This window comes from Mesorhizobium sp. M0960 (assembly GCF_040319055.1).
In the GTDB taxonomy this organism is placed as follows: domain Bacteria; phylum Pseudomonadota; class Alphaproteobacteria; order Rhizobiales; family Rhizobiaceae; genus Mesorhizobium.
Genome location: NZ_JAMYNN010000002.1, coordinates 353,736 through 376,718 on the forward strand (window position 1 = coordinate 353,736; position 22,983 = coordinate 376,718).

At 63.2% G+C, this 22,983-nt stretch carries 26 protein-coding genes and 1 pseudogene; 7 read left to right on the plus strand and 20 right to left on the minus strand.

Annotated features, from left to right (window positions below; translation table 11 throughout):
- Positions 1-193 precede the first annotated feature (193 nt).
- The 11 genes from ftsH to ruvB all read right to left on the minus strand — a co-directional run bounded on the left by ftsH (position 194) and on the right by ruvB (position 11,786).
- On the minus strand, positions 194-2,119 hold the full coding sequence (gene ftsH, locus NKH63_RS06755; protein WP_023677989.1) for an ATP-dependent zinc metalloprotease FtsH: 1,926 nt from the start codon (positions 2,117-2,119) through the stop codon (positions 194-196).
- 106 nt (positions 2,120-2,225) lie between these two features.
- Positions 2,226-3,647: a tRNA lysidine(34) synthetase TilS gene (tilS, locus tag NKH63_RS06760; protein WP_352494162.1), complete on the minus strand. Its 1,422-nt coding sequence runs from the start codon at positions 3,645-3,647 to the stop codon at positions 2,226-2,228.
- Positions 3,648-3,701: 54 nt separating this feature from the next.
- Positions 3,702-4,811: a tol-pal system protein YbgF gene (gene ybgF, locus NKH63_RS06765; RefSeq protein ID WP_023719604.1), complete on the minus strand. Its 1,110-nt coding sequence runs from the start codon at positions 4,809-4,811 to the stop codon at positions 3,702-3,704.
- A gap of 187 nt (positions 4,812-4,998) precedes the next feature.
- Positions 4,999-5,505 carry a peptidoglycan-associated lipoprotein Pal gene (gene pal, locus NKH63_RS06770; protein WP_023677992.1) on the minus strand — a complete coding sequence of 169 codons (507 nt, stop codon included), beginning with the start codon at positions 5,503-5,505 and terminating at the stop codon, positions 4,999-5,001.
- A 231-nt stretch (positions 5,506-5,736) separates the two neighbouring features.
- Entirely contained in the window at positions 5,737-6,114 is a 378-nt protein-coding gene (locus NKH63_RS06775; protein WP_352480916.1) for a four helix bundle protein, read from the minus strand.
- A gap of 44 nt (positions 6,115-6,158) precedes the next feature.
- Entirely contained in the window at positions 6,159-7,442 is a 1,284-nt protein-coding gene (tolB, locus tag NKH63_RS06780; protein ID WP_502895839.1) for a Tol-Pal system beta propeller repeat protein TolB, read from the minus strand.
- Between the two features lie 67 nt (positions 7,443-7,509).
- Entirely contained in the window at positions 7,510-8,667 is a 1,158-nt protein-coding gene (gene tolA / locus NKH63_RS06785) for a cell envelope integrity protein TolA (protein ID WP_023719607.1), read from the minus strand.
- Positions 8,668-8,674: 7 nt separating this feature from the next.
- On the minus strand, positions 8,675-9,133 hold the full coding sequence (gene tolR, locus NKH63_RS06790) for a protein TolR (protein ID WP_023719608.1): 459 nt from the start codon (positions 9,131-9,133) through the stop codon (positions 8,675-8,677).
- Positions 9,134-9,142: 9 nt separating this feature from the next.
- Complete coding sequence (gene tolQ, locus NKH63_RS06795) at positions 9,143-9,853, minus strand: protein TolQ (protein ID WP_023719609.1); 711 nt, start codon at positions 9,851-9,853, stop codon at positions 9,143-9,145.
- 296 nt (positions 9,854-10,149) lie between these two features.
- The gene (ybgC, locus tag NKH63_RS06800; protein WP_023719610.1) at positions 10,150-10,620 is read right to left on the minus strand and encodes a tol-pal system-associated acyl-CoA thioesterase; all 471 of its coding nucleotides are present in this window, start codon (positions 10,618-10,620) and stop codon (positions 10,150-10,152) included.
- A 125-nt stretch (positions 10,621-10,745) separates the two neighbouring features.
- Positions 10,746-11,786, minus strand: a complete 1,041-nt coding sequence (gene ruvB / locus NKH63_RS06805) for a Holliday junction branch migration DNA helicase RuvB (RefSeq protein WP_023719611.1) — start codon at positions 11,784-11,786, stop codon at positions 10,746-10,748.
- On the opposite strand from ruvB, the gene NKH63_RS31320 reads away from it, so the two are divergent.
- Positions 11,785-12,039 (plus strand): hypothetical protein, encoded by a 255-nt coding sequence (locus NKH63_RS31320; protein ID WP_348633225.1) that lies wholly within the window; start codon positions 11,785-11,787, stop codon positions 12,037-12,039. The two genes, ruvB and NKH63_RS31320, sit on opposite strands and share 2 nt — an antisense overlap.
- Positions 12,040-12,042: 3 nt before the next feature.
- On the opposite strand, the pseudogene NKH63_RS31325 reads toward NKH63_RS31320, so the two are convergent.
- The 6 genes and pseudogenes from NKH63_RS31325 to rcdA form a co-directional block, all read right to left on the minus strand.
- Positions 12,043-12,117: pseudogene (locus NKH63_RS31325) on the minus strand (AbrB/MazE/SpoVT family DNA-binding domain-containing protein); the annotation flags it as partial.
- Positions 12,118-12,157: 40 nt separating this feature from the next.
- Positions 12,158-12,778 carry a Holliday junction branch migration protein RuvA gene (gene ruvA / locus NKH63_RS06815; RefSeq protein ID WP_023719613.1) on the minus strand — a complete coding sequence of 207 codons (621 nt, stop codon included), beginning with the start codon at positions 12,776-12,778 and terminating at the stop codon, positions 12,158-12,160.
- Positions 12,779-12,791: 13 nt separating this feature from the next.
- Positions 12,792-13,214 (minus strand): type II toxin-antitoxin system VapC family toxin, encoded by a 423-nt coding sequence (locus tag NKH63_RS06820; RefSeq protein WP_023719614.1) that lies wholly within the window; start codon positions 13,212-13,214, stop codon positions 12,792-12,794.
- The gene (locus NKH63_RS06825; RefSeq protein WP_023719615.1) at positions 13,192-13,461 is read right to left on the minus strand and encodes an AbrB/MazE/SpoVT family DNA-binding domain-containing protein; all 270 of its coding nucleotides are present in this window, start codon (positions 13,459-13,461) and stop codon (positions 13,192-13,194) included. Before NKH63_RS06825 ends, NKH63_RS06820 begins: the two co-directional genes overlap by 23 nt.
- Positions 13,462-13,517: 56 nt before the next feature.
- The gene (gene ruvC / locus NKH63_RS06830) at positions 13,518-14,030 is read right to left on the minus strand and encodes a crossover junction endodeoxyribonuclease RuvC (RefSeq protein WP_023719616.1); all 513 of its coding nucleotides are present in this window, start codon (positions 14,028-14,030) and stop codon (positions 13,518-13,520) included.
- A 307-nt stretch (positions 14,031-14,337) separates the two neighbouring features.
- On the minus strand, positions 14,338-14,865 hold the full coding sequence (rcdA, locus tag NKH63_RS06835) for a protease adaptor protein RcdA (protein WP_023719617.1): 528 nt from the start codon (positions 14,863-14,865) through the stop codon (positions 14,338-14,340).
- 578 nt (positions 14,866-15,443) lie between these two features.
- Between rcdA and NKH63_RS06840 the strand changes: the two genes are divergently transcribed.
- The gene (locus NKH63_RS06840) at positions 15,444-15,995 is read left to right on the plus strand and encodes a DUF2269 family protein (RefSeq protein ID WP_023719618.1); all 552 of its coding nucleotides are present in this window, start codon (positions 15,444-15,446) and stop codon (positions 15,993-15,995) included.
- 40 nt (positions 15,996-16,035) lie between these two features.
- Here NKH63_RS06840 and NKH63_RS06845 read toward each other — a convergent pair whose 3' ends face one another.
- Both NKH63_RS06845 and NKH63_RS06850 read right to left on the minus strand, forming a co-directional pair.
- The gene (locus tag NKH63_RS06845) at positions 16,036-16,806 is read right to left on the minus strand and encodes a sulfite exporter TauE/SafE family protein (RefSeq protein ID WP_023719619.1); all 771 of its coding nucleotides are present in this window, start codon (positions 16,804-16,806) and stop codon (positions 16,036-16,038) included.
- Positions 16,807-16,901: 95 nt separating this feature from the next.
- Positions 16,902-17,351, minus strand: coding sequence for an Lrp/AsnC family transcriptional regulator (locus NKH63_RS06850; RefSeq protein ID WP_023719620.1), 450 nt, complete (start codon positions 17,349-17,351; stop codon positions 16,902-16,904).
- A gap of 133 nt (positions 17,352-17,484) precedes the next feature.
- Between NKH63_RS06850 and NKH63_RS06855 the strand changes: the two genes are divergently transcribed.
- The 3 genes from NKH63_RS06855 to NKH63_RS06865 all read left to right on the plus strand — a co-directional run bounded on the left by NKH63_RS06855 (position 17,485) and on the right by NKH63_RS06865 (position 20,226).
- Positions 17,485-18,369 (plus strand): DMT family transporter, encoded by an 885-nt coding sequence (locus tag NKH63_RS06855; RefSeq protein ID WP_023719621.1) that lies wholly within the window; start codon positions 17,485-17,487, stop codon positions 18,367-18,369.
- 176 nt (positions 18,370-18,545) lie between these two features.
- Positions 18,546-19,193, plus strand: coding sequence for a thiamine phosphate synthase (locus tag NKH63_RS06860; RefSeq protein WP_023719622.1), 648 nt, complete (start codon positions 18,546-18,548; stop codon positions 19,191-19,193).
- Position 19,194: 1 nt separating this feature from the next.
- On the plus strand, positions 19,195-20,226 hold the full coding sequence (locus NKH63_RS06865; protein ID WP_023719623.1) for a tetratricopeptide repeat protein: 1,032 nt from the start codon (positions 19,195-19,197) through the stop codon (positions 20,224-20,226).
- A 45-nt stretch (positions 20,227-20,271) separates the two neighbouring features.
- On the opposite strand, the gene NKH63_RS06870 is transcribed toward NKH63_RS06865, so the two are convergent.
- Positions 20,272-21,288: a zinc-dependent alcohol dehydrogenase family protein gene (locus NKH63_RS06870; protein ID WP_023719624.1), complete on the minus strand. Its 1,017-nt coding sequence runs from the start codon at positions 21,286-21,288 to the stop codon at positions 20,272-20,274.
- Between the two features lie 95 nt (positions 21,289-21,383).
- Between NKH63_RS06870 and NKH63_RS06875 the strand changes: the two genes are divergently transcribed.
- Positions 21,384-22,256 carry a LysR family transcriptional regulator gene (locus NKH63_RS06875; protein ID WP_023719625.1) on the plus strand — a complete coding sequence of 291 codons (873 nt, stop codon included), beginning with the start codon at positions 21,384-21,386 and terminating at the stop codon, positions 22,254-22,256.
- Between the two features lie 138 nt (positions 22,257-22,394).
- Positions 22,395-22,961 carry an elongation factor P gene (efp, locus tag NKH63_RS06880; protein WP_023678016.1) on the plus strand — a complete coding sequence of 189 codons (567 nt, stop codon included), beginning with the start codon at positions 22,395-22,397 and terminating at the stop codon, positions 22,959-22,961.
- Positions 22,962-22,983: the final 22 nt, after the last annotated feature.

Sequence of the window (22,983 nt, forward strand, 5' to 3'; positions counted from 1 at the left end):
CGAGGACGATAGAAGGCCGCGTTCCTTCGCGCCCCTCTCTGTCCTGCCGGACATCTCCCCCGCGAGGGGGGAGATTGGCCGTCATCGTCACTTTCGCCAATTTCCAGCGATGCAGGAAGGGTCGCATTCCCCAAAGAAAAACGCCGCGGTCAGAGCCGCGGCGTTTCGAAGTCGATCTCTCCTGGGCCGGAGCCTAGCTTGACGGCTGGGGTTCCATACCGCCTTCGGGCTCGGGGCCCTTCTTGCGGCGGCCGGACTTCGGCACGGCCGAGCCGCGGCTCGGCGGTGTGTCGTCGCCGAGGTCGCGTGCGGGCTTATTGCCGGCGATCAGCTGCTTGATCTCCTCGCCGGACAGCGTCTCGTATTCGAGCAGGCCTTGCGCCAGCGCGATCCATTCCTTCTTCTTCTTGGTCAGGATGGACCTTGCCGTCGAATAGGCCTCGTCGATCAGCCGGCGCACTTCGGCGTCGATGATCTGCGCCGTCTCTTCCGAGATATTCTGCGTGCGCGCCACCGAATGGCCGAGGAACACCTCCTCCTGGTTGTCGCCATAGGCGACATGGCCGAGCTTGTCGGAGAAGCCCCAGCGCGTCACCATGGCGCGCGCCAGCTTGGTCGCCTGCTCGATATCGGAAGAGGCGCCTGAGGTGATGTTCTCCTTGCCGAACTTGAACTCCTCGGCGACACGGCCGCCCATCATGATGGCGAGGCGCGAGATCATGTATTTGTAGCTCATCGAATAGCGGTCGCCTTCCGGCAGCTGCATGACCATGCCGAGTGCCCGGCCGCGCGGGATGATGGTCGCCTTGTGCAGCGGATCGGCCGACGGCACATTGAGCGCCAGGATGGCGTGGCCGGCCTCGTGATAGGCTGTCAGCTCCTTCTCAGCCTGCGTCATCGCCGACGAGCGGCGCTCGGCGCCCATCATGATCTTGTCCTTGGCGTCCTCGAATTCGGCCATGGTGACGAGGCGTTTGTTGCGCCGCGCCGCCATCAGGGCGGACTCGTTGACCAGGTTCATCAGGTCGGCGCCGGAAAAGCCCGGCGTGCCGCGTGCGATCACCTTGAGGTCGACATTGGGCGCCAGCGGCACGTTGCGCACATGCACCTTCAGGATCTTCTCGCGGCCGACGATGTCGGGGTTCGGCACCACCACCTGGCGATCGAAGCGGCCCGGCCTGAGCAGCGCCGGATCGAGCACGTCGGGCCGGTTGGTGGCGGCGATCAGGATGATGCTTTCGTTGGATTCGAAGCCATCCATCTCGACCAGCAGCTGGTTCAGCGTCTGCTCGCGCTCGTCATTGCCGCCGCCGAGGCCGGCACCGCGATGGCGGCCGACGGCATCGATTTCGTCGATGAAGATGATGCAAGGGGCGTTCTTCTTGGCCTGGTCGAACATGTCGCGGACGCGGCTTGCACCGACGCCGACGAACATCTCGACGAAATCCGAGCCCGAAATGGTGAAGAACGGCACGTTGGCTTCACCGGCGACCGAGCGGGCGAGCAGCGTCTTGCCGGTTCCGGGAGGACCGACGAGCAGCACGCCGCGCGGGATCTTGCCGCCGAGCCGCTGGAATTTCTGCGGGTCGCGCAGGAACTCGACGATCTCTTCCAGATCTTCCTTGGCTTCGTCGACGCCGGCGACGTCCTGGAAGGTGACGCGGCCATGCGCTTCGGTCAAAAGCTTGGCCTTCGACTTGCCGAAGCCCATGGCGCGGCCGGAACCGGACTGCATCTGGCGCATGAAGAATATCCAGACGCCGAGGATGAGGATCATCGGCAGCCAGGATATCAGGGTGCCAAACAGCGAATTGGAGCCGTCGGATTCAGGACGCGCATTAATGGTGACGTTCTTGTCCTGCAACCGCGAAACCAGCGACGGGTCCCCAGGCGAATAGGTCTGGAAGCCGTTGGAGCTGTCCGTGTAGTTGCCGGAGATACGGGCGCCGGCGATGGTCACCGACTTGATCCGTCCCGCCGCGACCTCCTGTAGGAACTGCGAATAGGGGACATCGCTCGAGGCTCCACGCGTCTGCGGCGTTTGGAAAAGATTGAAGAGAGCGATGAGCAGGACCGCTATGATCGCCCAGAGCGCGAGGTTGCGATAATTTGGATTCATCAATTGTCCCGTTGGCGCCCGCTGGGCGGACGCACGTCGTGAGAGGAAACTTGGCCCTAACATAGGGAGAGCGTCTCCCCTTGCCAAGCATAACAGCAGGTCTCGGTTAAGCTTTCGCCCGTGGTAGGCCGGCACTGTGGCCGCCGAATGGCGCGGCTGGAACCGGCGCCGCGCCAAGCAACGCGGCGACGGCATCGGCCGGCGCCAGATCGAAGGACGGCAGGAAACGGGCGAAGGGCGCGACTGCCGGATATGCGGCGACCGCCGCCGGCATCGGGCTTTCCTCAGGCAAACCCGGGCCTTGCCCAGGCAGACCAAGGCATTCGCCATCCCGCCATAGCGCTGGTTCGGCGGCCAAGGCGGCACGCACAAGGCTTGCCGGCGTGCCATGCCCGGCAATTGCCCGCTTTGCGGCAAGAGCCACCCCGAGCGGGGCAACCAACAGCGGCGCGATCAACAATGCACCTGAACTGTCGCTCAATGTGATCCGTCTGCGGCCGTCCCAAAGGGCATTGTCGGAAACCGCAACAGCGGGCGGCAGATCGCGCAACTCACGATGCAGAAAGATGCCGGTACGCCGGGCATCGACCACGCTCCGCGACAATGTGGCACAAAGCGGCCCGGCCCGAAGCCGGCCGAAAAGGGCTTCGCCGCGGGCCTGGTCGGGAAGGAAGGCGGTACCGCCGGTCGCCGCCAGCAGGATGCGCAGCGCATAAATAGCCGCCCGGCGGTCGGCGACCGTCGCAAAATCCTGATCGAGGCGGACGAGGCCGGCGGCCGGCCTGGAGGCCAAGCCGCGGATCAGCATGGCCGCGCGCTGTCCTAACTGCTCACGCTCGACCGCCGCCTTTCTGGCCAGCGCCATCGTTTCAGCCATGCGAAGCGCATCGTCGCCTTCAACAAGTGCTGCGCGGACGCGCGGGCGCTCGAAAGCAGTGTCGGCATTGGTCGGGTCCTCGACCCAAGCGACCTGTTCGCGCCGGAGGAATTCGCGCAGCGCCGCACGCCGCACGCCGAGCAGCGGCCGCACGATCCAGTACCGCCAGTCGTAGAGGGTTGCCGGCGCCATGCCGGCAAGGCCCCGCGGCCTCTCCTCACTTGGCACCTCGTCACGCGCTTGCCGCATCAGCACGGTCTCGGCCTGGTCGTCGGCGGTGTGGCCGGTCAGGATCAGCCCGACGCCTGCCGCTTCGGCGGCCTCGGCGAGCAGCCGGTATCGGGCTTCGCGCGCGGCGGCGGGCAGGCCGGTCGCTGGTTTGTGCCCCGACCAGACGACGATGCGATGGGCAATGCCGCGCGCCGCGCACAGCCTGGCCACGGCTTGCGCTTCCGCTGCCGCTTGCGGCCGCAATTGGTGATCGATCGTCACCGCCAGCAATTTCGTTGCCGGTGCGGTACGGTCGAGATGGGCTTTGAGGAGGAGGAGAAGGGCGGTCGAGTCGCTGCCGCCGGACACGGCCACAACAGCGCCGTTGGAAAAGTCGATCCGCGAAAAATCCGAAAGATCAGGCTCGGTGTCGAGCGTCATGCATGTCGCCCAAAAGTGGGCCCGGTTTTGGGGCAACGACGTGCAACAGAAAAACTAGCACGCCGCGAGTGCCCTTTCCTGCTTGACCCGCTCCTTGAGCGCGCCGGAAATATCGGGGTAGCGCTTGCCGATCTCGCTGAAGGTGGCACAGGCCACGTCGCGCTGCTTCAGCCCGACCAGTGAAACGCCGAGCTTCAGCAGCATGTCTGGCGCTTTCTTGGCCTTGGGATAGTCCTTGCTGGCTGCGAGGAAAGTCTCGGCCGCATCGCGGTATTTCTGCTGGCCGAGCAGCGATTCACCGAGCCAGTAATGCGCGTCCGCCGCTTTGGCGTCCCGGGGAAACCGAGCGATATGGTCGCGGAAGCCCTGTTCGGCGGTGCTGTAGTCGCCCGACAGGATGAACTGGTAAGAATTGCGGTAAAGCTCCTCCGGGTCGTTGGTCGAGGGGAGTGCCGCGACCACCGTATCGTCGGATTTGCCGGCCTTGTTGCCGGCTGCGTTGGCGCCGTTGGCTGGGGCCGTATTCTGCTCCGGCGCGTTCGCCTGCGCATTGCCGTCGGCTTCGACGACATTGCCGTTTTTGTCGACGGTGATGGTGCCGAACGTCTTGGGCGGCGCGCCGGGGATCAGCTTGCCGGGATCGCCGTTGGGCGATTCGACGATGACGTCCTCGACGCTCTTGTCGCCGGCTGGCGGCGTGTCGGCAGCGGCCGGAGCCTGCGTTGCCGGCGCCTCCGCCACGTTACTGTCGCCGTTGGGATTGTCGCTGTTGGGCGCCGCCTCGGACTTCTTCTGCTCGGCCGGCTGCTGCGCGCCTTGCGGACCGCCTTCCAACTGCTGGAAGCGGAATTCGTTGTCTTCCTGCTGCTTGCGGATCTGCTCCTGCATCTGCAGGACCTGGAAGTTGAGTTCCTCGATCTTGCCGTTCATCTGCCGGAGCTGTTCCTCCAGCGCCGGAGTGCCGGTGCCATCCTGTTGCGCGAGTTGAACCTGATCCGGCTTTTTCTTTTCACCGAAAATGCCGGGCAGTTTGATCGTCGGCAGATGGAAGGAAAAGCCGCTTTCCGATGACTGCTCGGTGCCGCTTGCCCCGTCAGCAAGTGCCGCGATACTTGATACGAGCAGCAGCGCAAGCGTGCCGCTCAAGACCGATCTGAAATGCATGTGCCTCTCGCCGTGAAACCGTTGTTGCGCGCCTCTCACTCGAAGTAGACCAGCCAACTGGGACTAGCCAGACGCTCTCGGCTCTTAACAGGACGTGAGACTTCGGCCAAATTTTGTTTGGAGCGGGCAGATATGAAAAAGGCGGCCCTTTGGCCGCCTTTCGCACCAAGTGTTGCATTTATGCCGATCAGGAGCCGGCGCCGCCCAGCGTGGTGACGGCGCGGCGGTTCTGCGACCAGCAGGAGATGTCGTCGCAAACCGCGACCGGACGCTCCTTGCCGTAGGAAATGGTCTTCAGGCGCTGCGCCGAAACGCCCTTGGCGACCAGGAAGTCGCGCGTGGCGGCAGCACGGCGGGCGCCGAGCGCCAGATTGTATTCGCGTGTGCCGCGCTCGTCGGCATGGCCTTCGATGACGATGGCATACTGCTTGTACTGGTTCAGCCACTGCGCCTGGCGCGACAGCGTCGTCTGCGCATCAGCGCGGATCGAGGATGAATCGGTGTCGAAGAAGATGCGGTCGCCGATGTTGACGGTGAAGTCCTGGGCCGACCCGGGCGTTGCCGCGCCGGCGCCGTTGAGGCCGAGATCGGCGGCGCTGTTCGGCGTCTTCTTCGAGGCGCAACCGGTAATCGCGAGCATCGCGACCAGCGCGATCATGACCGGGTTTGTGGTAAGTGCTGCGATACGGCCCATGCCGCCTCTCCTTCGCAATTCGAGTGATTTCATTGATCGTCCAGTAACCACGTTTGGGTTAACCGGCGCTCAAGAAACACGGTTAAAATTTGGTTTCGGCTGCCGTCCACAACCGTTCTGCCGAGGGCTACTCAAGGGCGACAATGAGCGCGGACCGTAGGCGGAAATGCGGCCAAAACATGAAAAAGAGGGAATTGAAGAATTGAAGAGTTGAGGAATTGAGGAAAGAGATCACCTCAGCTTCTCTCTGAGATTGACCAGCATTCCGTAGATGCGGGCATAGGATTGCAACCAGTCGTCGCGTTGCACCTGTGTGATATACTCGAGGTCGAACGCATACGAAATCCACGTCTCCACTTCACTGCATGACCCTATGGCCATCGAAATGAAGCGTGCGAATTCGGGCTTGGAGCGGGTCTGTTTGGCAAAACCCTCAGCCAAATTGGCGCAGATCGCCTTGCTGGAACGACGTAGTTGATCGGCGAGCGCGTATTGCTCCATTTTCGGAAAAGCAAGCGTGGCTCTGTGTACCCCAAGGGAAACCGCATAGGCGCGCTTATAGACTTCCAAATCCCTCGCGTGCTCGATGTAGGCCCCTGGCTTCTCCATTCTTCAGTTCTTCAACTCGTCAGTTCGTCAATTCCTCAGTTCCTCTATTCGAGCAGCGGCGACCAGGCCGGATCCGAGGCGAAGTTCGCCGTCGGGATCGACTGTTCGTTGCGGCCGGTGAGGTCGACCGAAACAAGTTTTGGTCCGCCATTGGAATCGCGGAAGAACATCAGCACCCGGCCGTTGGGCGCCCAGGTCGGCCCTTCCTGCTGAAAGCCGGTGGACAGGATGCGCTCACCCGAACCGTCGGTGCGCATGACGCCGATCTGGAATTCGCCGCCGGTCTGCTTGGTGAAGGCGATGAGATCGCCGCGCGGCGACCACACCGGCGTCGAATAGACGCCGTCGCCGAACGAGATGCGGGTCTGGCCCGAGCCGTCGGCGCCCATCACATAGATCTGCGCGCGGCCGCCGCGGTCCGACGTGAACACCACCTTGCTGCCGTCAGGCGAGTAGGATGGCGAGGTATCGATGGCGGTCGAATTGGTGAGCCTGGTCGTCGAGCGGCTTCTCAGGTCCATGGCAAAGATGTTGGAATTTCCGTCGTCGCGCAGAAGGCTCATTATTACCTTCTGGCCATCCGGCGAAAAGCGCGGCGCAAACGTCATGCCGGGGAAATTGCCGACCAGCTCGCGCTGCCCCGTCTCGATCTGCAGCAGGTACACCCGCGGCTGACCGCTCTCGTAGGACATATAGGTGATTTCCTGCCGGTTCGGCGAGAAGCGCGGCGTCAGCACGATCGACTTGCCGTTCGAGAGATAGCGGACGTTGGCGCCGTCCTGGTCCATGATGGCAAGCCGCTTCTTACGCGCATTCTTGGCGCCGGACTCGTCGATGAAGACGACGCGGGTGTCGAAATAGCCCTTCTCGCCGGTCAGCCGTTCGTAGATGGCGTCGGCGATGATGTGGGCGACGCGCCTGGTATTGGCGTCGTTGGCGAAGAACTGTTCGCCCGACATCTGCTGGCCGGCAAAGGTGTCCCACAGCCGGTACTGGGCGCGGACACGGCCGTCAGCCTCCTTGCCGACACTGCCGGTGACCAGCGCCTGCGCATTGATCACCTTCCAGTCCTCGAAGCGCGGCGTGGCATCCGGGTTCGAGATCTTTTCGATGAAAGCGCTTTTGTCGATCGGCGCGAACAGGCCGGAGCGTTTCAGGTCGGCACTGACGATGCCGGAAATCTCGGCGCCGAGTGCATCGCCACCCTGGAAATCGGTAATGGCGATCGGCAACGGCTCGACATTACCCTTGTTGACGTTGAGCTCAACGAGCGCCCGCGCCGGCAAGGTGGCGGCGGCAGTCATGCCCAGCGCCATCGCTACGATCATCAGGAGCGGCTTGAGGATGGATTTCATGTCTTCTCGCTTTTCTTCGCTGACTCTGTGGGCGCCGGGCCTAAAGGCCGAGCATCTCCCTGGGGTCGAAAGTGACCCGAACGTCGGACCAGATGTCTTGCTTGCCCGCGGGAACCTGCAAGCCGGCCACATCGCATTTCTGAACCGCGCGCACTGCACTTTCGTCAAACGGGCGGTTTCCGCTCGACTTTTCAACGCTCGGCCGGCCATCCAACTTGCCGGAGGCGTCCAGATTAAACCGGACCACGACGACGAAATTTTCCGAGCCCTCGAGCCCTGCCGGAAGCGTCCAGCAACCACCAAGCTGGGCTTCCAATGCCCCCTGCTCCGATTTCGAAAGCTTCTGGCCCTGATCCTTGTCGCCGCCGAGCGAAGACTGTTGGGTCGAGCGCTTGGCGCCGCCACCGGCCGGCTTCCGCTTGTCGAGCAGAGCCGAAATCTCGTCGGCGTTGAACTGCTTGTCGTCCGATTTCGGCTTGGACGAGGCTTCCTTGACCGGCTTGTCGGCGTCCTTGCGCTCCGGCGCCTTGGCGCTTTCGGCCTGGGCCGGCTGCGGCTTCGGCCGAGCCTCGGGTGCTGGCGCCGAGTCCGGAAGCTGCGCCTCCTCGGTTGGCGGTTGCTTGGCAATCGCCTCGGCGACGGCATCCGGCTTGACCTCGGGCTGCGGATCGATCGCGGCAGTCTTGTCCTGCGGCGGTGTGGGCGTCGGCTCCTTGGCCGGCGTCGGCTTGGGCTCGGTCTGCTTGACAGGTTCGGGCTTGACCTCTTCCTTCGGCTGCGGCACCGGCGCCACCTCCGTAGCGGGAATTGGCTTCGGCTCTTCCTTCGGCTTCGGCACGTCCTCGGGCTTGGGCTTTTCGACTGGCGTCGGCGCGGGTGGCGGAGCCGCCGTCATGTCGACTGGCTGGGGCTTGGGCTCAGGTGTCGGGGGCTTGTCGGTGTCGACGCTGTTATCGCCGACTTTCTGGGCGTCGGGAACGATGTCGGGACGCTGTGTCGGCAGCGGCGCCGGCTTTTCGTGCATCACGGCTTTCTTGTCGCCTTGCAAAACCTGCGAGACGGCCTCCATCGGCACGATTTCGACCGCGACCGACTCGACATCGGACGACGGAAGCGCAGCCGGCGCCGACAGCGTGAACAGGCCGAAGGCGAGCGCCACCGTATGCAAGGTCACCGATGTGGTGAGGCCGGTCTTCATCTCGCGTCTATTGGTCCTGCTTCGGCAATGACATCAGGCCGATGTTCTTGTAGCCGGCGGCCGCGATCTGGGCCATCACCTCCATCGCGGTGCCGTAGTTCGTAGCCTTGTCGCCGTGGATGCGGATGCGCTCCTCGTAGCCGGTCTTGGAAATCGCCTGTAGTTTCGCGACCAGCTCCTCCAGCGGGATTTCGGTCTCCTGCAGGAAGATCTTACCCGTGGCGTCGATCGAAATAGTGATCGGCTGGGTATCGGCGTTCATCGCCTTGGCCTTCGTCTCGGGCAGATCGACCGGAACGCCGACCGTCAGCAACGGCGCCGCGACCATGAAGATGATCAGCAGCACCAGCATCACGTCGACCATCGGCGTGACGTTGATCTCCGATATCAGGGCGTGATGGCGGCCGCGCCGCCTGTGGCCGCGCCCGCCGCGTCCTCCGCCACCTGCGCTTACGGACATTCCCATGATCGTTCCTCAGGCCTTCTGCACGACTTTTTCATCGATTTGGCGCGAGAGTATGGCGGAGAACTCATCCGCGAACCCTTCCATGCGCACCGCGATCTTGCTCGCGTCGGACGACAGCTTGTTGTAGGCGATGACGGCAGGGATGGCGGCGAGCAGGCCGATGGCCGTCGCCAGCAGCGCCTCGGCGATGCCGGGCGCGACCACCGACAGGCTGGTGTTCTTCGACGCGGCGATCGCCTGGAACGAGGTCATGATGCCGATAACCGTGCCGAACAGGCCGATAAAGGGCGCCGCCGAGCCGGTGGTGGCGAGAAAGCCGAGCCGCCCTTCCAGCTTTTCCATCTCGCGGGTCAGCGCCAGATCCATGGCCTTGTCGATGCGGGTCTGCAGGCCGAGCGGCGATTTCGCGCCCTTCTCGAAGCTCTTCTTCCATTCGCGCATGGCGGCGACGAAGATCGCGCTCATGCCGGTCGTCTTGCGGTCGGCGAGCGTGCGGTAAAGTTCTTCCAGCGACTGTCCCGACCAGAACACCTGTTCGAAGCGATTGAGCGCCAGCCGCATGCGGGCATAGGCGACGAGCTTGTCGACGATGATCGCCCAGGTCCAGATCGAGGCGCAGAGCAGCCCGATCATGACCAGCTTGACCACCCAACCGGCCTGCATGAACAAGGCCCAAATCGATAAATGCGCGCCCGGTTCGGCGAGAGCGATGTTTTCCATGTTACGTCCTTAAAGATTTTCCGGGCGTGGCTGGCGGCTGGCCCATGGGCATCCCTTGTGGTCCGTTCGCGTTAAGCTGGCGGAATAACCCCAAATGCACCATTGGCGGCCTTTTCGGGGCAAATATTGGTGAAAGGAAGGCGCTTGGATTCTTCCAATCTTAACCAATCCCTTCATGGACCGTTATGGTTAAGGATGGGTTAGGACGTACAGCGCGGCGCATTGCCGCGCCCTGATAGGTCGCCCGGCGATTCTGGCGTGGACCGGAAGTTCCGGGATCGTCCGCCTCTGAATCTTTATTTGCGCGTTCTTGGCATGAAAGCTGCGATCCAGTCCTTGGGAAAGCGCCGCGGCCGTCCGTTGTCGCCGACGATCGCCGCTTCGACCCGCGCCTCGACCAGCACTTCGCTGCCGCGCTTCAATTGCTGCGCCATGACGATCCGCGCACCGGAAATCTCGTCGGTGCGCGTATCGATGGTCAGGATGTCGTCCATGCGGGCCGAACCGCGGAAATCGATTTCCATGCGCCGCACCACCCAGACTATTTTCTCGCCATGTTTGCCCTCGGCAAGCTCGGTGTGGTGGACGCCGGCCAAGCGCAGATAATCGGAACGGCCGCGCTCGAAGAACTCGAGATAGCGCGCGTGGTAGACGACGCCGGAAAAATCGGTGTCTGCATAATAGACCCGCGCCATCAATCGATGGCCGAATTCCGTCAGCGCGCCGGAAAGCCCGGCGGACAATGCCGATTCACGGTGATCGTCCATTGCTGTCCTTTTGGCCCGACGGGCCCTGTTTTAAGCAACACCTGTTTTGCGCATAGACCGGCGATGATCAAGACCTGGAGGGCGGGGCCGGGAACTGCCAGCACCGAAGCCATAAGCAGCGGAACTTACGGCTCTTCCTGGAATAGGCTGATCTGCTGCTGCGCCAGGTCCTTCGGCGCGTCGAGGCCGAGATGCCGCCAGGCATTGGCCGCCAGCACGCGGCCGCGCGGAGTGCGCATGATAAAGCCTTGCTGGATCAGAAAGGGTTCGATGATGTCCTCGATGGCATCGCGCGGCTCGGAAAGCCCAGCGGCGATGGTTTCGATGCCGACCGGCCCGCCGCCGAAATTCCGGGCGATCATCGACAAATAGCGGCGGTCGAGCGCGTCGAGGCCGAGCCCGTCGACCTCCAGCCGCGTCAGCGCCTCGTCGGCGATCTTGCGGTCGACATGGCCGTCGCCCGCAACGCTGGCGAAGTCGCGCACCCGGCGCAACAGCCGGCCCGCGATGCGCGGCGTGCCGCGCGCCCGCCGGGCGATCTCCAAAGCACCGTCGTCACCGAGCGGCATGGCAAGGATGCGGGCGCCGCGCCGCACGATCTGCTCGAGTTCCTCGACGGAATAGAAATTGAGCCGCACCGGAATGCCGAAGCGGTCGCGCAGCGGGTTGGTCAACAGGCCGAGCCGGGTGGTGGCGGCGACTAGCGTGAAGCGGGCCAGGTCGATCTTGACCGAGCGCGCCGCAGGCCCCTCGCCGATGATCAGGTCGAGCTGGAAATCCTCCATCGCCGGATAGAGGATTTCCTCGACCGCCGGGTTGAGCCGGTGGATCTCGTCGATGAACAGCACGTCGCGGTCTTCGAGGTTGGTGAGCAGCGCCGCGAGATCCCCGGCCTTGGCGATGACCGGACCCGAGGTCGAGCGGAAATTGACGCCGAGCTCGCGCGCCATGATCTGCGCCAGCGTCGTCTTGCCGAGGCCGGGCGGGCCGACGAACAGCACATGATCGAGCGCTTCGCTGCGGCCCTTGGCGGCCTCGATGAACACTTTGAGATTGGCCCGCACCGCCGCCTGGCCGACGAAGTCGCCGAGCGTCTGCGGCCGCAAGGTCTGCTCGGCGTCCTCGCCGCGTTTGTCGGGAGCAATGAGGCGTGGCGAAAGGCTCATGCGCATACCGCTCGAAGGAAAAAGTTCGTATCGACACGGATTAACGTCACCCGGCACCCTCTCGTTCGGCGTCTTGCTGCTCGCCAACAACCTGGCGGCCCACTGCATCCCTTACCACCGCGTCGATCTGTTCCAGCGTAGCGGGCCCGTTAGGTGGATCACCCAGAAATCCAGCGAGGTCGGCAAATTCGAGATTGCGCGGCGTTCCTATCAGGAGACCATCCACGACCGTCCAGGCAACAGTATCGCCTGACTTGAGCGACAACTCGTTCCGGACTTTCTTTGGAATCGTAAGCTGCCCCCTGGAGGTCAAGCCCGCATATCCGACCATGCTCTTGTTCCTAGTCGGAATTTATTTGTCGGGCAACATCTCACCGTGCCAGCTCCTTCAGCCCGAAGCGGATCAGCTTCGACGCGTCCGCTTCCTCGCCGGCCGTCTTCAACGCCGCCGCCACTGCGTTGGCGGCAGTGTCGCGAGAATAGCCGAGATTGACCAGCGCCGAGACTGCGTCGGTGATCGGCGCCGAAGCAACGCCTTCGCCGAGCTCCTGCTTCAGGCCGATGGTGCCGGAGGCAGCACCTGCATAGGCCGGCGCCTTGTTCTTCAACTCGGTGACGATGCGCTCCGCCACCTTCTTGCCGACGCCCGGCGCGCGGCTGACCATGGCGATATCGCGCAACGCAATCGCATTGGCGAGGTCGGCCGGCGCCAGCGTCGACAGGATTGCCAGCGCCACCTTGGCGCCGACGCCCTGCACATTGTTCATCAACAACCGGAACCATTCGCGCTCCAGCACCGACTGGAACCCATAGAGCCGCAGCATATCCTCGCGCACATAGGTCTCGATGAACAATATCACCGCCTCGCCGGGCGGCGGCAATGCGGCAAGCGTGCGCGCCGAGCAATAGGCGACATAGCCGACGCCATGCACATCGACGATGCAGAAATCCTCGTCGATCTCGTCCAGCGTGCCTTTTAGCTTGCCGATCATTTGAGCTTGCCGATCATGCCGGGTGGGTTTCCGGAGAGATGATATCGAGGTCCGGGAAATAGCTGCGATAGCGCGCGGCATCGCGCGTCAGCAGGCGATGCCCAGCGACAACCGCATGGGCTCCAATAAAGAAATCCGGCAGCGTTCGTTCGCGGAGGCCGCCGGCGCGGCGATAGCGGGAGTGCGTGACACCAGCAAGGAAGGCCGCTTCCCACGGCAGGAATTCGCGATCCATCTTGAGCATGTCGACTGCTTGGCGAAGGGCCTGTTCGGTCGCGATCAACGGCGCGAGTTCGGACCAGACGATTGCATTGATTACGAGTGCGCCGTCGCGCCGGCATGCGGTAATTGCTGATGCCGACCATTTCGTCTCCCGTCCGGCAGGACCCCAAACGTCGATCAGGACGTTTGTGTCAATCAATGTCGAGGTCTTCACGCGGGCCCCTCAGCCATTCCACATATTCGTCCGCCGTCATGCCCCCCAGATCCAGCGTACCAGCCATACGGCCGAGCATCTGGCTGAATCTGCGCGAGGCTTCCTCCTTCGACATGTTTTCGTCGACCGCAATGACACGAGCACCGTCCTCGGTGGGGACGAACTCCACCTCCGAGCCCGGGCCGATACCCAGATGATCCCGTATTTCCTTCGGGATGGTCACTTGGCCCTTGGTGGTAACGCGCATGGTAATACCTCGTTGGTATTACTTATTGTTCACTGGAGAACAAGTCAAGAACAAACTTATTCGGCCGGCATCGCCATCCTGTAGGCGATGCTCTGCCTGTGATGCGCGTGACAGATGGCGATGGCCAGCGCATCGGCGGCGTCGTCGGTGTCGAAAGTCGCCTTCGGCATCAGCACCTTGACCATCATATGGATCTGCTTCTTGTCGCCATGGCCGACACCGATCACCGCCTTCTTGACGGCGTTGGGCGCATATTCGGCAACGGCAAGGCCGGCGCGCGCCGGCACCAGCATGGCGATGCCGCGTGCCTGGCCGAGTTTCAGCGTCGCCGCGGCATCCTTGTTGACGAAGGTCTGCTCCACCGCCGCCTCGTGCGGCATCGTGGCATGCAGGATCTCGGCAAGCCCGTCATGCAATTGGCAAAGACGCACCGCCAGCGCCGCCTTGTCGTCGGACCGTACTGTGCCGGAAGCGACGAAGCGCAGCGAATTGCCAAGGCTTTCGACGATGCCCCAGCCGGTGCGCCTAAGCCCCGGATCGATGCCGATGATGCGAATCGCTTCCCCCATCCGCCAAGTCTACCTTCGGCGGGCAGCGATGCCAGCGAAATGTGAACAAACCAGAAACGGGGCTCGTGATGTCCACAAAGCCTCTGAGACCGTTTCGAAAGGTCGCTCCGGCGAGTCATATGGTGGTGGTTTCGAGAACCGGAGCGCAGCGGACATTTGGGTCCGTGAGCCCACGCGTGATCCCGAGGGGATCATGCGCAATCAAAGTGCTGCAGCGTCCTTTGCGCGTCCAAAAGGACGCGGCGCTGCAGGTAAGCGGAGAAAACGCCGCCAGATGGCCGCTGGAGTAGAGTTTCCAAACGGTCTCTCAGCCGCGGGCGAAAGCCGTGTTGAGCAACGTGATCTGGTCGGAGACCGGATTGAGGCGACGGCTCGACTGAGGCACCTCGGCGAGGCCGCCATAGATCTCCTCGTCCATGCGGCGCACCAGCGCCTGCAGGCGCAGCGAGCGGTTGACGAGGTCGACGAAATCCGTCGGCAGCTCGGCCCAGCCGGGCGCCTCGTCATGCGCGGAGGCGGTGTCGAGACGCACCTTGGATTTTTCGGAAGCCACCTGATCGCGGGTCATCTCGCCGGAATTCGCCGCCCGCTGCAAAAGCAGCCACGAGGCGACCTGCATCAGCCTGGTGGTCAGCCGCATCGACTCGGCCGCATAAAGCGTCGCCGCCAGCCTCGACAGCTTCTTGGCCTCGGCGCGGCCCTTGCCGTCGAGATATTCGGCCGCCTGCTCGACCAAGCCCATGCCTTCCTGATAGAGCGGCTTGAAGGATTGGGAGAAAACCCGGCGCTCCGCCAGCTTGATGGTGTTCGCGCTCGCCTTCGAAGGCTCGTTCATCGCTGCGCCCCTGCACTTGCCTGACAGCCGGCCGATTCGGCTCTTGGCCGCCATATCCGGCAGCCTAAACGACTGAAGCTTGAAAATGCGCTTCGCTGCCGGCGAAGGCAAGCACATGTTTAACAAACGGTTAACGGCCGCATTTGGCCCAAGGGGCTCCATGCCGGCGAACAAAAAAAGAGCCGCGGATAAGGCGGCTCTCAGGAGTTTAACAGGGAGGCGTCAAACAAAGTGGCTCCAACCACTCGGTAAGAATCCAGATCACTGGATGGACATAGTAAACGCCTGTAAAGCTTAACAAAGCCTTAACGCAGGGCATATTTTTCGATCAAGCGCCCAGCATCTGTGCCGTAACAGCACAGATGGCCGGCTAAGCCGCCGCTCTCACCACCGGCTGGAAAGTGGGGGCGACGCGCTTGCGCCACGGTTCCTCCAGATCGTGACCGACATACCGAAACAGATCCGCTCGCCGCGCGACATCGTTCCGAAACAGGCGCCGCGCTAAACGCCCGCTCCTCGCAACGAGGCGGAGCAAAATTGCGCTCCGGCAATCATGAAAATTTCTCAAGGAGCGAACAATGGACTGGTACTCGGCCGTTAAATTTCTGCACATCGTCTCGGCGATCCTCTGGGTCGGCGGCGGCTTCACCCTGATGCTGCTTGCGGTACGCGCCGACCGCGCTGGAAACGTCGAAGGCATGTTGCAGGCGATGCGCGCCACTGGCGAGCTCGGTAACCGGTTCTTCGCGCCGATGTCGATGCTGACATTGCTCTTCGGCCTCATCATGTGCGGCTTCTGGGTCGGCTTTTCCGATTTGTGGGTGCTGATCGGCCTTGCCGGTTATGCGACGACCTTCTGCATCGGCATGTTCGTCTTCAAGCCGACTGCCGACCGCATGGCAGGCATGATCGCCAAGGATGGCGTGACGCCGGCGGTGCTTGCCCAGGGCCAGCGCGTCCTCAATGCCGCGCGCTTCGACTATTCGGTGATGCTGATGATCATCGCGGACATGGTGCTGAAGCCGACACTGCACGACATCACCATTCTTGGCTGCATGGCGTTCGTGCTGGCAACCGGCGCTGCTCTCGCGCTTGGCAGGACGCGGCCGCTGCTGCCGAGTGCCGCCTGAGGTTTAAGGAATCCGGCGGCGGCCGCCTGGGGCCGCCGTCTTACAGAAGGCCGGCGATGCCGTCCCACAGAAGCTTGACCGCGACGACCGCCACGGTCGCATAGGTGAAGGGATAGAACAGCTCCGGCCGCATCCGCCGCACCAGCCAGGCGCCGGCGATTGTCGACAGCGGCGCCAGCGGCATCAGCACCGCCGACGCGGTCAAATTGGTGGTGTCGAACTGGCCGAGCGCGAAATAGGGGATGAGCTTCAGTGCATTGGTGACGGCGAAGAAGATCGCCGCGGTGCCGGACAGCACCTTCGGATCCAGCCTGATCGGCAACGCATAGACCTGAAAAGGCGGGCCGCCGACATGGGCGACGAAGCTGGTGAACCCGGCAACGGTACCCCAGAAGCCGGCGGCAACGCGGTTGGGCTCCGCCGCGTGGCCGGCACCGTGGCGGAGTTGCAAATAGAGCCAGCGCAGCACGAAGATCAGGGCGACCGCGCCGACGATCAGCCGGACCATCTCTTCGGTTACAAGTGCCGCCGTCAGCCAGCCAAGGGCAATGCCGATCACGGCACCCGGCATCATGTCGGCCAGCATCTTGCGGTCGAAGATACCCCACCATGTCCACACCGAGACAATGTCCATCAGGCACAGAATTGGCAGAAGAATTGCGGCAGCCTGAACCGGCGGCATGGTCAGCGCCATCAATGGCACGCCGACAAAGCCGACGGCGCCGCCGAAGCCGCCTTTCGACAGGCCGACGAGGATGACGGCCGGCATGGCCGCGGCATAGAACCAGGGATCGATGAGCAGGCCTGACATGGGGAAAGGAGGCTGGAGGGAAAGTTGAACTCTGGAATAGACCAGAAATGGCCAGACCGCGACCGCAAATACGTGGGCCACGCCACCGGAGCCCGTCACATGTTTGGCATGTCGAGCGGCGGCGGGCGTCTCCGGATCGGCTGCGCCTTGATGATGGCGGTGCTGGTTTCGGCCTTGTCGGCGATGCGGTCGAGAATCCCGTCGAGCTCGCCGATCGAGCGGACGAACAGCCGGGCGACGAAGCAGTCATCGCCCGTCACCTTGTCGCATTCGCCGAATTCCGGGATTTCCTCGATCAGCTTCTGGACGATGTGCAGCTTACCGGGCAACGGCCGGATGCGAACGATCGCCTGCAAGGCGTAGCCGAGCGCCTGCGGATCGATGTCGATGGTGAATGCGCGAATGACGCCGCGATCCTCAAGCCGCCGAAGCCGCTCCGAAACGCTTGGCGACGACAACCCGACCTGCAGCGCCAGTTCCTTCAGCGAGGTCCGTGAATCCCTGACCAGGATATCGAGGAGCTTTCTATCGAGCTCGTCCAGCATTTTACAATTCCAAGAAAAAGCCGATGTTTACCTAATTAAATTAGGTTCGTTCTGCATATCACCAGCTACAAGTCATGGAAAGGCCCATATCTGCCGTGGGATTATAGAATCTCAACGGGTTTCGGGAGCATCCATGGACAACACGGTACGCGGCACGATCGAAATGACTGCGGCGATGGCGATCCTCGGCACGATCGGCTGGTTCGTCGTCCTGTCCGGCCAACCCATCATGGACGTGGTGTTCTGGCGCTGCGCCTTCGGTGCGGTAACGCTGCTGGTTATCTGCACGGCGCTGGGACTGCTGCGCGGCAGGCTGTCGCTTCGCATTGTCGCGATCGCGGCTCTCGGCGGTGCTGCCATCGTTATCAACTGGCTGCTGCTGTTCAGCGCGTTTTCCCGCGCGTCGATCTCGATCGCCACGGCTGTCTACAATACGCAACCCTTCATGCTGGTCGGTTTTGGCGCGCTCTTCTTCTCCGAACGGCTGACGGTGACCAAGCTGACCTGGCTCGGCATCGCCTTCGCCGGCATGCTGCTGATCGTGCAGGCCGCGCCCGATGCAGGCGATCATGGTACGGATTACTTTACCGGCATTGCGATGGCGCTGGCCGCGGCTTTCTTCTGGGCCGTTGCGGCTATCGTCACCAAGAAGCTCAAAGGCACGCCGCCGCACCTGATCGCCCTGATCCAGGTCTGCGTCGGCGTTCTCATGCTGGCACCTTTCGCCAATCTCACCCACCTTCCCGCCGATGCGCGGAGCTGGGTCATGCTGGCGACGCTCGGCATCGTCCATACCGGCCTGATGTACATCCTCATGTACGGCGCCATCCAGAAACTGCCGACGCATCTGCAGGGGTCGCTGTCCTTCATCTATCCAGTCGTCGCCATCCTCGTCGACGTCGTCGCCTTCGGCCACCGGCTGCATCCGGCGCAGATCGCCGGCGCCGCCGCCATCCTGGTCGCCGCCGCCGGCATGAACCTCGGCTGGTCGCTTTGGAAATCGAAAGTGCCTGCGTAGAGCCCGCAAGCGACCAGGCGAGGAGAATTTCGGCCAACGGTAGTCATGCGCCGAGCCCCGATAGATCTAGCCGGCAATCGTGATCCCCCTGCCGCCTGTTCAATCCCCGCACTTTGCTCTATGCCGCAATGCAACCATCTTCGCCCGGCATAGGCGATAACCGGGACCGAACACCAATGAATGACGCAACGCCCCCCAACCGCTGCCGTATCGTGTTGATCGCGCCGCCGAACGTGCCGGCCGAGCGCATCGCCGCAGCCTTCGACGGCGGTGACGTCGCCTCGCTGATCCTGCCGGAAAACGGCATGGACGAGGCCGCCTTCCAGGCCTTTGCCGAGCAGATCGTGCCGGTGGCGCAAGCGGCCGGCATTGCCGTCATCATTGCTGGCGACACCCGCATCGCCGGCCGCGTCCAGGCCGACGGCATCCATGTCGAGGTCGGCAAGGACGAGCTCGCCGAAACGATCGAACACTTCCAGGCCAGGATGATGGTCGGCACCGGCGGCGCCAAGACCCGCGACGACGCGCTGGAACTTGGCGAGGTCAGGCCCGATTATATTTTCTTCGGTCGCTTCGGCTACGACAACAAGCCGGAGCCGCATCCCCGCAACCTGTCGCTCGGGCAATGGTGGGCGGACGTGATCCAGATCCCTTGCATCGTCATGGCCGGATCCGATCTTGCCTCGGTGGAAGCTGTCGCCGCCACCGGTGCCGAATTCGTGGCGCTTTCCAGCGCGGTTTTCGCCGGCGACGTCGATCCGAAGACGGCGGTTGCCACCGCCAACGCGCTGCTCGACGAAACCGCACCGCGCTTCGAGGACTGACGTGCTCTCTCGGACGATCCTTTTCAGCGCTTTTCTCGCAACGGCCGTAACCCAGGCGATAGCGGCGGAACCCGTTCCGCTGCCGCAGCCGAGGCCGGATTCCAGCGAGCCTGCCGACAAGCCGTTTCTCCCACCATTGCCGCAGCCCGCCACCACGGCCCCTTTGCCGTCGGCCGATACCATCAACCCCGACCGCTTCGGCGCAAAACCGTCCGACGCCGCCTACGGCGCCTTTCAGCGCGGCCTCTACAAGACGGCCTACAACCTTGCGATTTCCCGTGCTCAAAACGGCGATCCGGCGGCACAGACGCTGGTGGCCGAGATATTGTCGCGCGGCCTCGGCGTGCCGGTCGACGCGGCAGGGGCGGCGAAGTGGTATGCGCTTGCCGCCGAGCAGGGCATCCCGGAATCGCAATTCCAGTATGCGCTGATGCTGCTCGATGGCCGCTACGTCAAAAAGGACGAGAAGGAGGCCTATGCGCTGATGCAGGCCGCCGCCGAAGCCGGCAACCGCCTGGCGCAGTTTAATTTTGCCCAGCTGATGGTCGAACAGGAGCCCGGCGATGCCGGTATTGCCAAAGCCGTATCCTATTACGAGCGCGCCGCCGCGACCGGGCTTGCCGACGCACAATATGCGATGGCACAGGTCTACGCCAATGGCGCCGGCGGCAAGCCGCGCGACGATGTCCGCGCCCGCGGCCTGCTGGCACAGGCTGCGCGGCAGAACTACGACACGGCGCAGATCGATCTCGCCACCTGGATGATCGAGGGGCGCGGCGGCGCCCGCGACCTGAAATCGGGCTTTAACTGGATGAAGCAGGCCGCAGAAGGCGGCAACGTCGCCGCCCAGAACCGTCTCGCCAAGCTCTACATGAACGGCATCGGCACCGATCCGGATCTGATCCTCGCCGGCGCCTGGTATGTTGTCGCCCGCCGCGCTGGGCTCATCGACCAAGAGATGGACGATTTCCTGCAGGGCCTGACCGACGAGCAGACGCAGCAGGCGCTGCAACGGGCCAATCGCCTGCCCTGACTGTGATCTCGCGACTCATTGCACCCGGACTCGCAAGCGCGAGGCTCATTGCGTATGATCGAGCACGACCTTGCCGAAGGGCGAGCCGTGTTCAAGGTACCGAAAGGCTTCGGCGGCCTGGGTCCACGGTACGACCCGGTCGATCACCGGTCTCAATCGGTTGACGACAATGGCGCGGTTCATCGCCTCGAAGGATTCGCGTGAGCCCACCGGTATGCCTCGCGCCCTGACCTGCCGGCGGAAGATGTCGAGCGGGTTGATGGCGCCGTCACTGCCGCCGAGATAGCCGATGACGTTGATCTGGGCGCCGCGCGCCGCTGCCCTCAGCGATTGTGTAAAACTCTGCGGTCCGCCAACCTCGATGATATGGTCGGCGCCGCGCCCATCCGTCAATCCCAACACGGCCGATGCCCAGTCGGGGACGCTGCGATAGTTCACGCCATCATGCGCGCCCAGTTGCTTTGCCCGTGCAAGTTTCTCGTCGCTGCTCGACGTCACGATGACGCGCGCCCCGGCAGCGGCGGCGAATTGCATCGCAAACAAGGAAACGCCGCCGGTGCCGAGACAAAGTACGGTGTCGCCGGGCTCGACGCTGCCCTCTGTAAACAGCGCGTGCCATGCCGTCACGCCGGCGCAGGGCAGCGTCGCCGCCTCGAAGTCGCTCAGATTGGCCGGCGCCAGCACCGCCGCCTGTTCATCGAGCCGAGCAAATTCGCTGAGCAGCCCGTCGATCGGGCCGCCACGTTGATAGGAGGGCTCGGCCATCGCGAAACTGCCGCCGACCCAGCGCTGCCAGAACGTGCCGCAGACCCGGTCGCCGATCTGGAACCTGCTGACCTCGGCGCCGACGGCTACGACTTCGCCGACGCCGTCCGACAGCGGCACCAGCGGCAATGCAAACTTCGTGTGATAGCTGCCGCGGACGATCTCGGCATCGCGGTAGTTCAGCGCCGTCGCCTTCACCTTCACAATCATCTCTTGGCGCCCTGGTTCAGGCATCGGCCGCTCGACCATTCTGAGATTCTCGAGGCCGCCCGGGCTCTGCAATTCGATCGCTTTCATCGTGTTTCTTCTCTGCTGGTGCTGCCGCAGGAAAATCGCTTGCCATCCATCGGATTTCAAATTCATAATGTTCAGCATAATTATGCCTCTCTGACATGTTCAGGTGTCTCGTGCTCGAAGAACTGAAAACACTGGCCCTCTTTGCCGAGGAGGGTTCGATTCAGAAGGTGGCTCGACGCCTGCCGTTGACGCAGCCGGCCGTCACCCGCCAGATCCAGCGGCTGGAGGAGATGCTCGGCACGGAATTGCTCGACCGCCGGCTAAAGCCGTCGCGACTGACCCCGGCCGGCGTAGAGGTGCTGGCACGCGGCAAGGACATTCTCGCCGCCGTCGACGCGCTGCGATCATTCGCCAGTGGCAACGAGCCGGAGGGTCTGCTGCGGCTCGGCCTCGCCCATGGACTTTGCGACAAAGCCGTGGCCGCCGCCATTGCTGATGCCGTGGCGCGGTTTCCGAAGGTTTCGCTGCGTCTGAAGAGCGGTTGGAGCCTTGAGCTGGCCGACCAGCACAAGCGCGGACAGCTCGACCTCGCCTTCATCCTGGACGGCGGCAATTCCAAAACTGGCGACGGCGTTGTCGGAACCGAGCCCCTCGCCATCATCGCCGCCGAAAACACCGGCCGGCAAGCCGACGTCAAGACCATGCCCTGGGTTCTCAGTCCTGAACCTTGCGACGCGCGCCGGCGGCTGGCGGCTGCCCTTGCCGAGGGCGGCCACAGGTTGATGGTCGGCGCCGAGATTCAGGACAGCGCGCTGCAGATCGACTGGGTTCGTCGAGGCCAAGGCCTTGGCCTGCTGCCCAAGCGGCTGCTGCAGGAAAAGCTGCCGGAGGGCATTGCCCTGGTCGACGCTCCCGGCCTCGAGCTGTCGCTGCGAATTGTCGTCTTGCGTTCGCCGCACCTGCATCTTTTAACAGAGGTAGCCGACGCCATGAGCGCGGCCGTAACCGCCATCGTCAGGACGGACTGAGGCTGCCGCGCCGCGCTGCCGGGCGAGCTTCGTTCCCGCTTCATCGGAAGGCGCTCCTTGCCTCTGCTAGCGATTTGTGGTCTTGGAGGCGCCAAATTGCCCTTTGCGGCGATCATCTCATTTCCGGATCACCTCACCATGGCCAAGATCAATGGCAACGAAATCCGTCCCGGCAACGTCATCGAGCATGATGGCGGCCTTTGGGTGGCGGTCAGGACCAACACCGTCAAGCCCGGCAAGGGCGGCGCCTACAACCAGGTCGAACTCAAGAACCTGATCAACGGCACCAAGCTCAACGAGCGCTTCCGTTCGGCCGAGACGGTCGAGCAGATCCGGCTCGATCTGAAGGATTTTTCCTTCCTCTACGAGCAGGGCGACGCGCTGGTGTTCATGGACACCGAAAGCTACGAGCAGCTCGAATTGCAAAAGGAGTTCGTCGGCGATCGCGCCGCCTTCCTGCAGGACGGCATGATGGTGACGGTCCAGCTCTATGACGAAAGGCCGATCGGCATTTCGCTGCCCGACCAGGTGACGCTGACCATCACCGAGGCCGACCCGGTGGTGAGGGGCCAGACGGCAGCCTCGTCCTACAAGCCGGCGATACTCGAAAACGGCATCCGTGTGCTGGTGCCGCCGTTCATCGGCTCGGGCGAGCGTATCATCGTCGATACCAACGAAATCACTTACGTACGCCGCGCCGACTAAGGCGTGATCCCGAAAAGTGGCA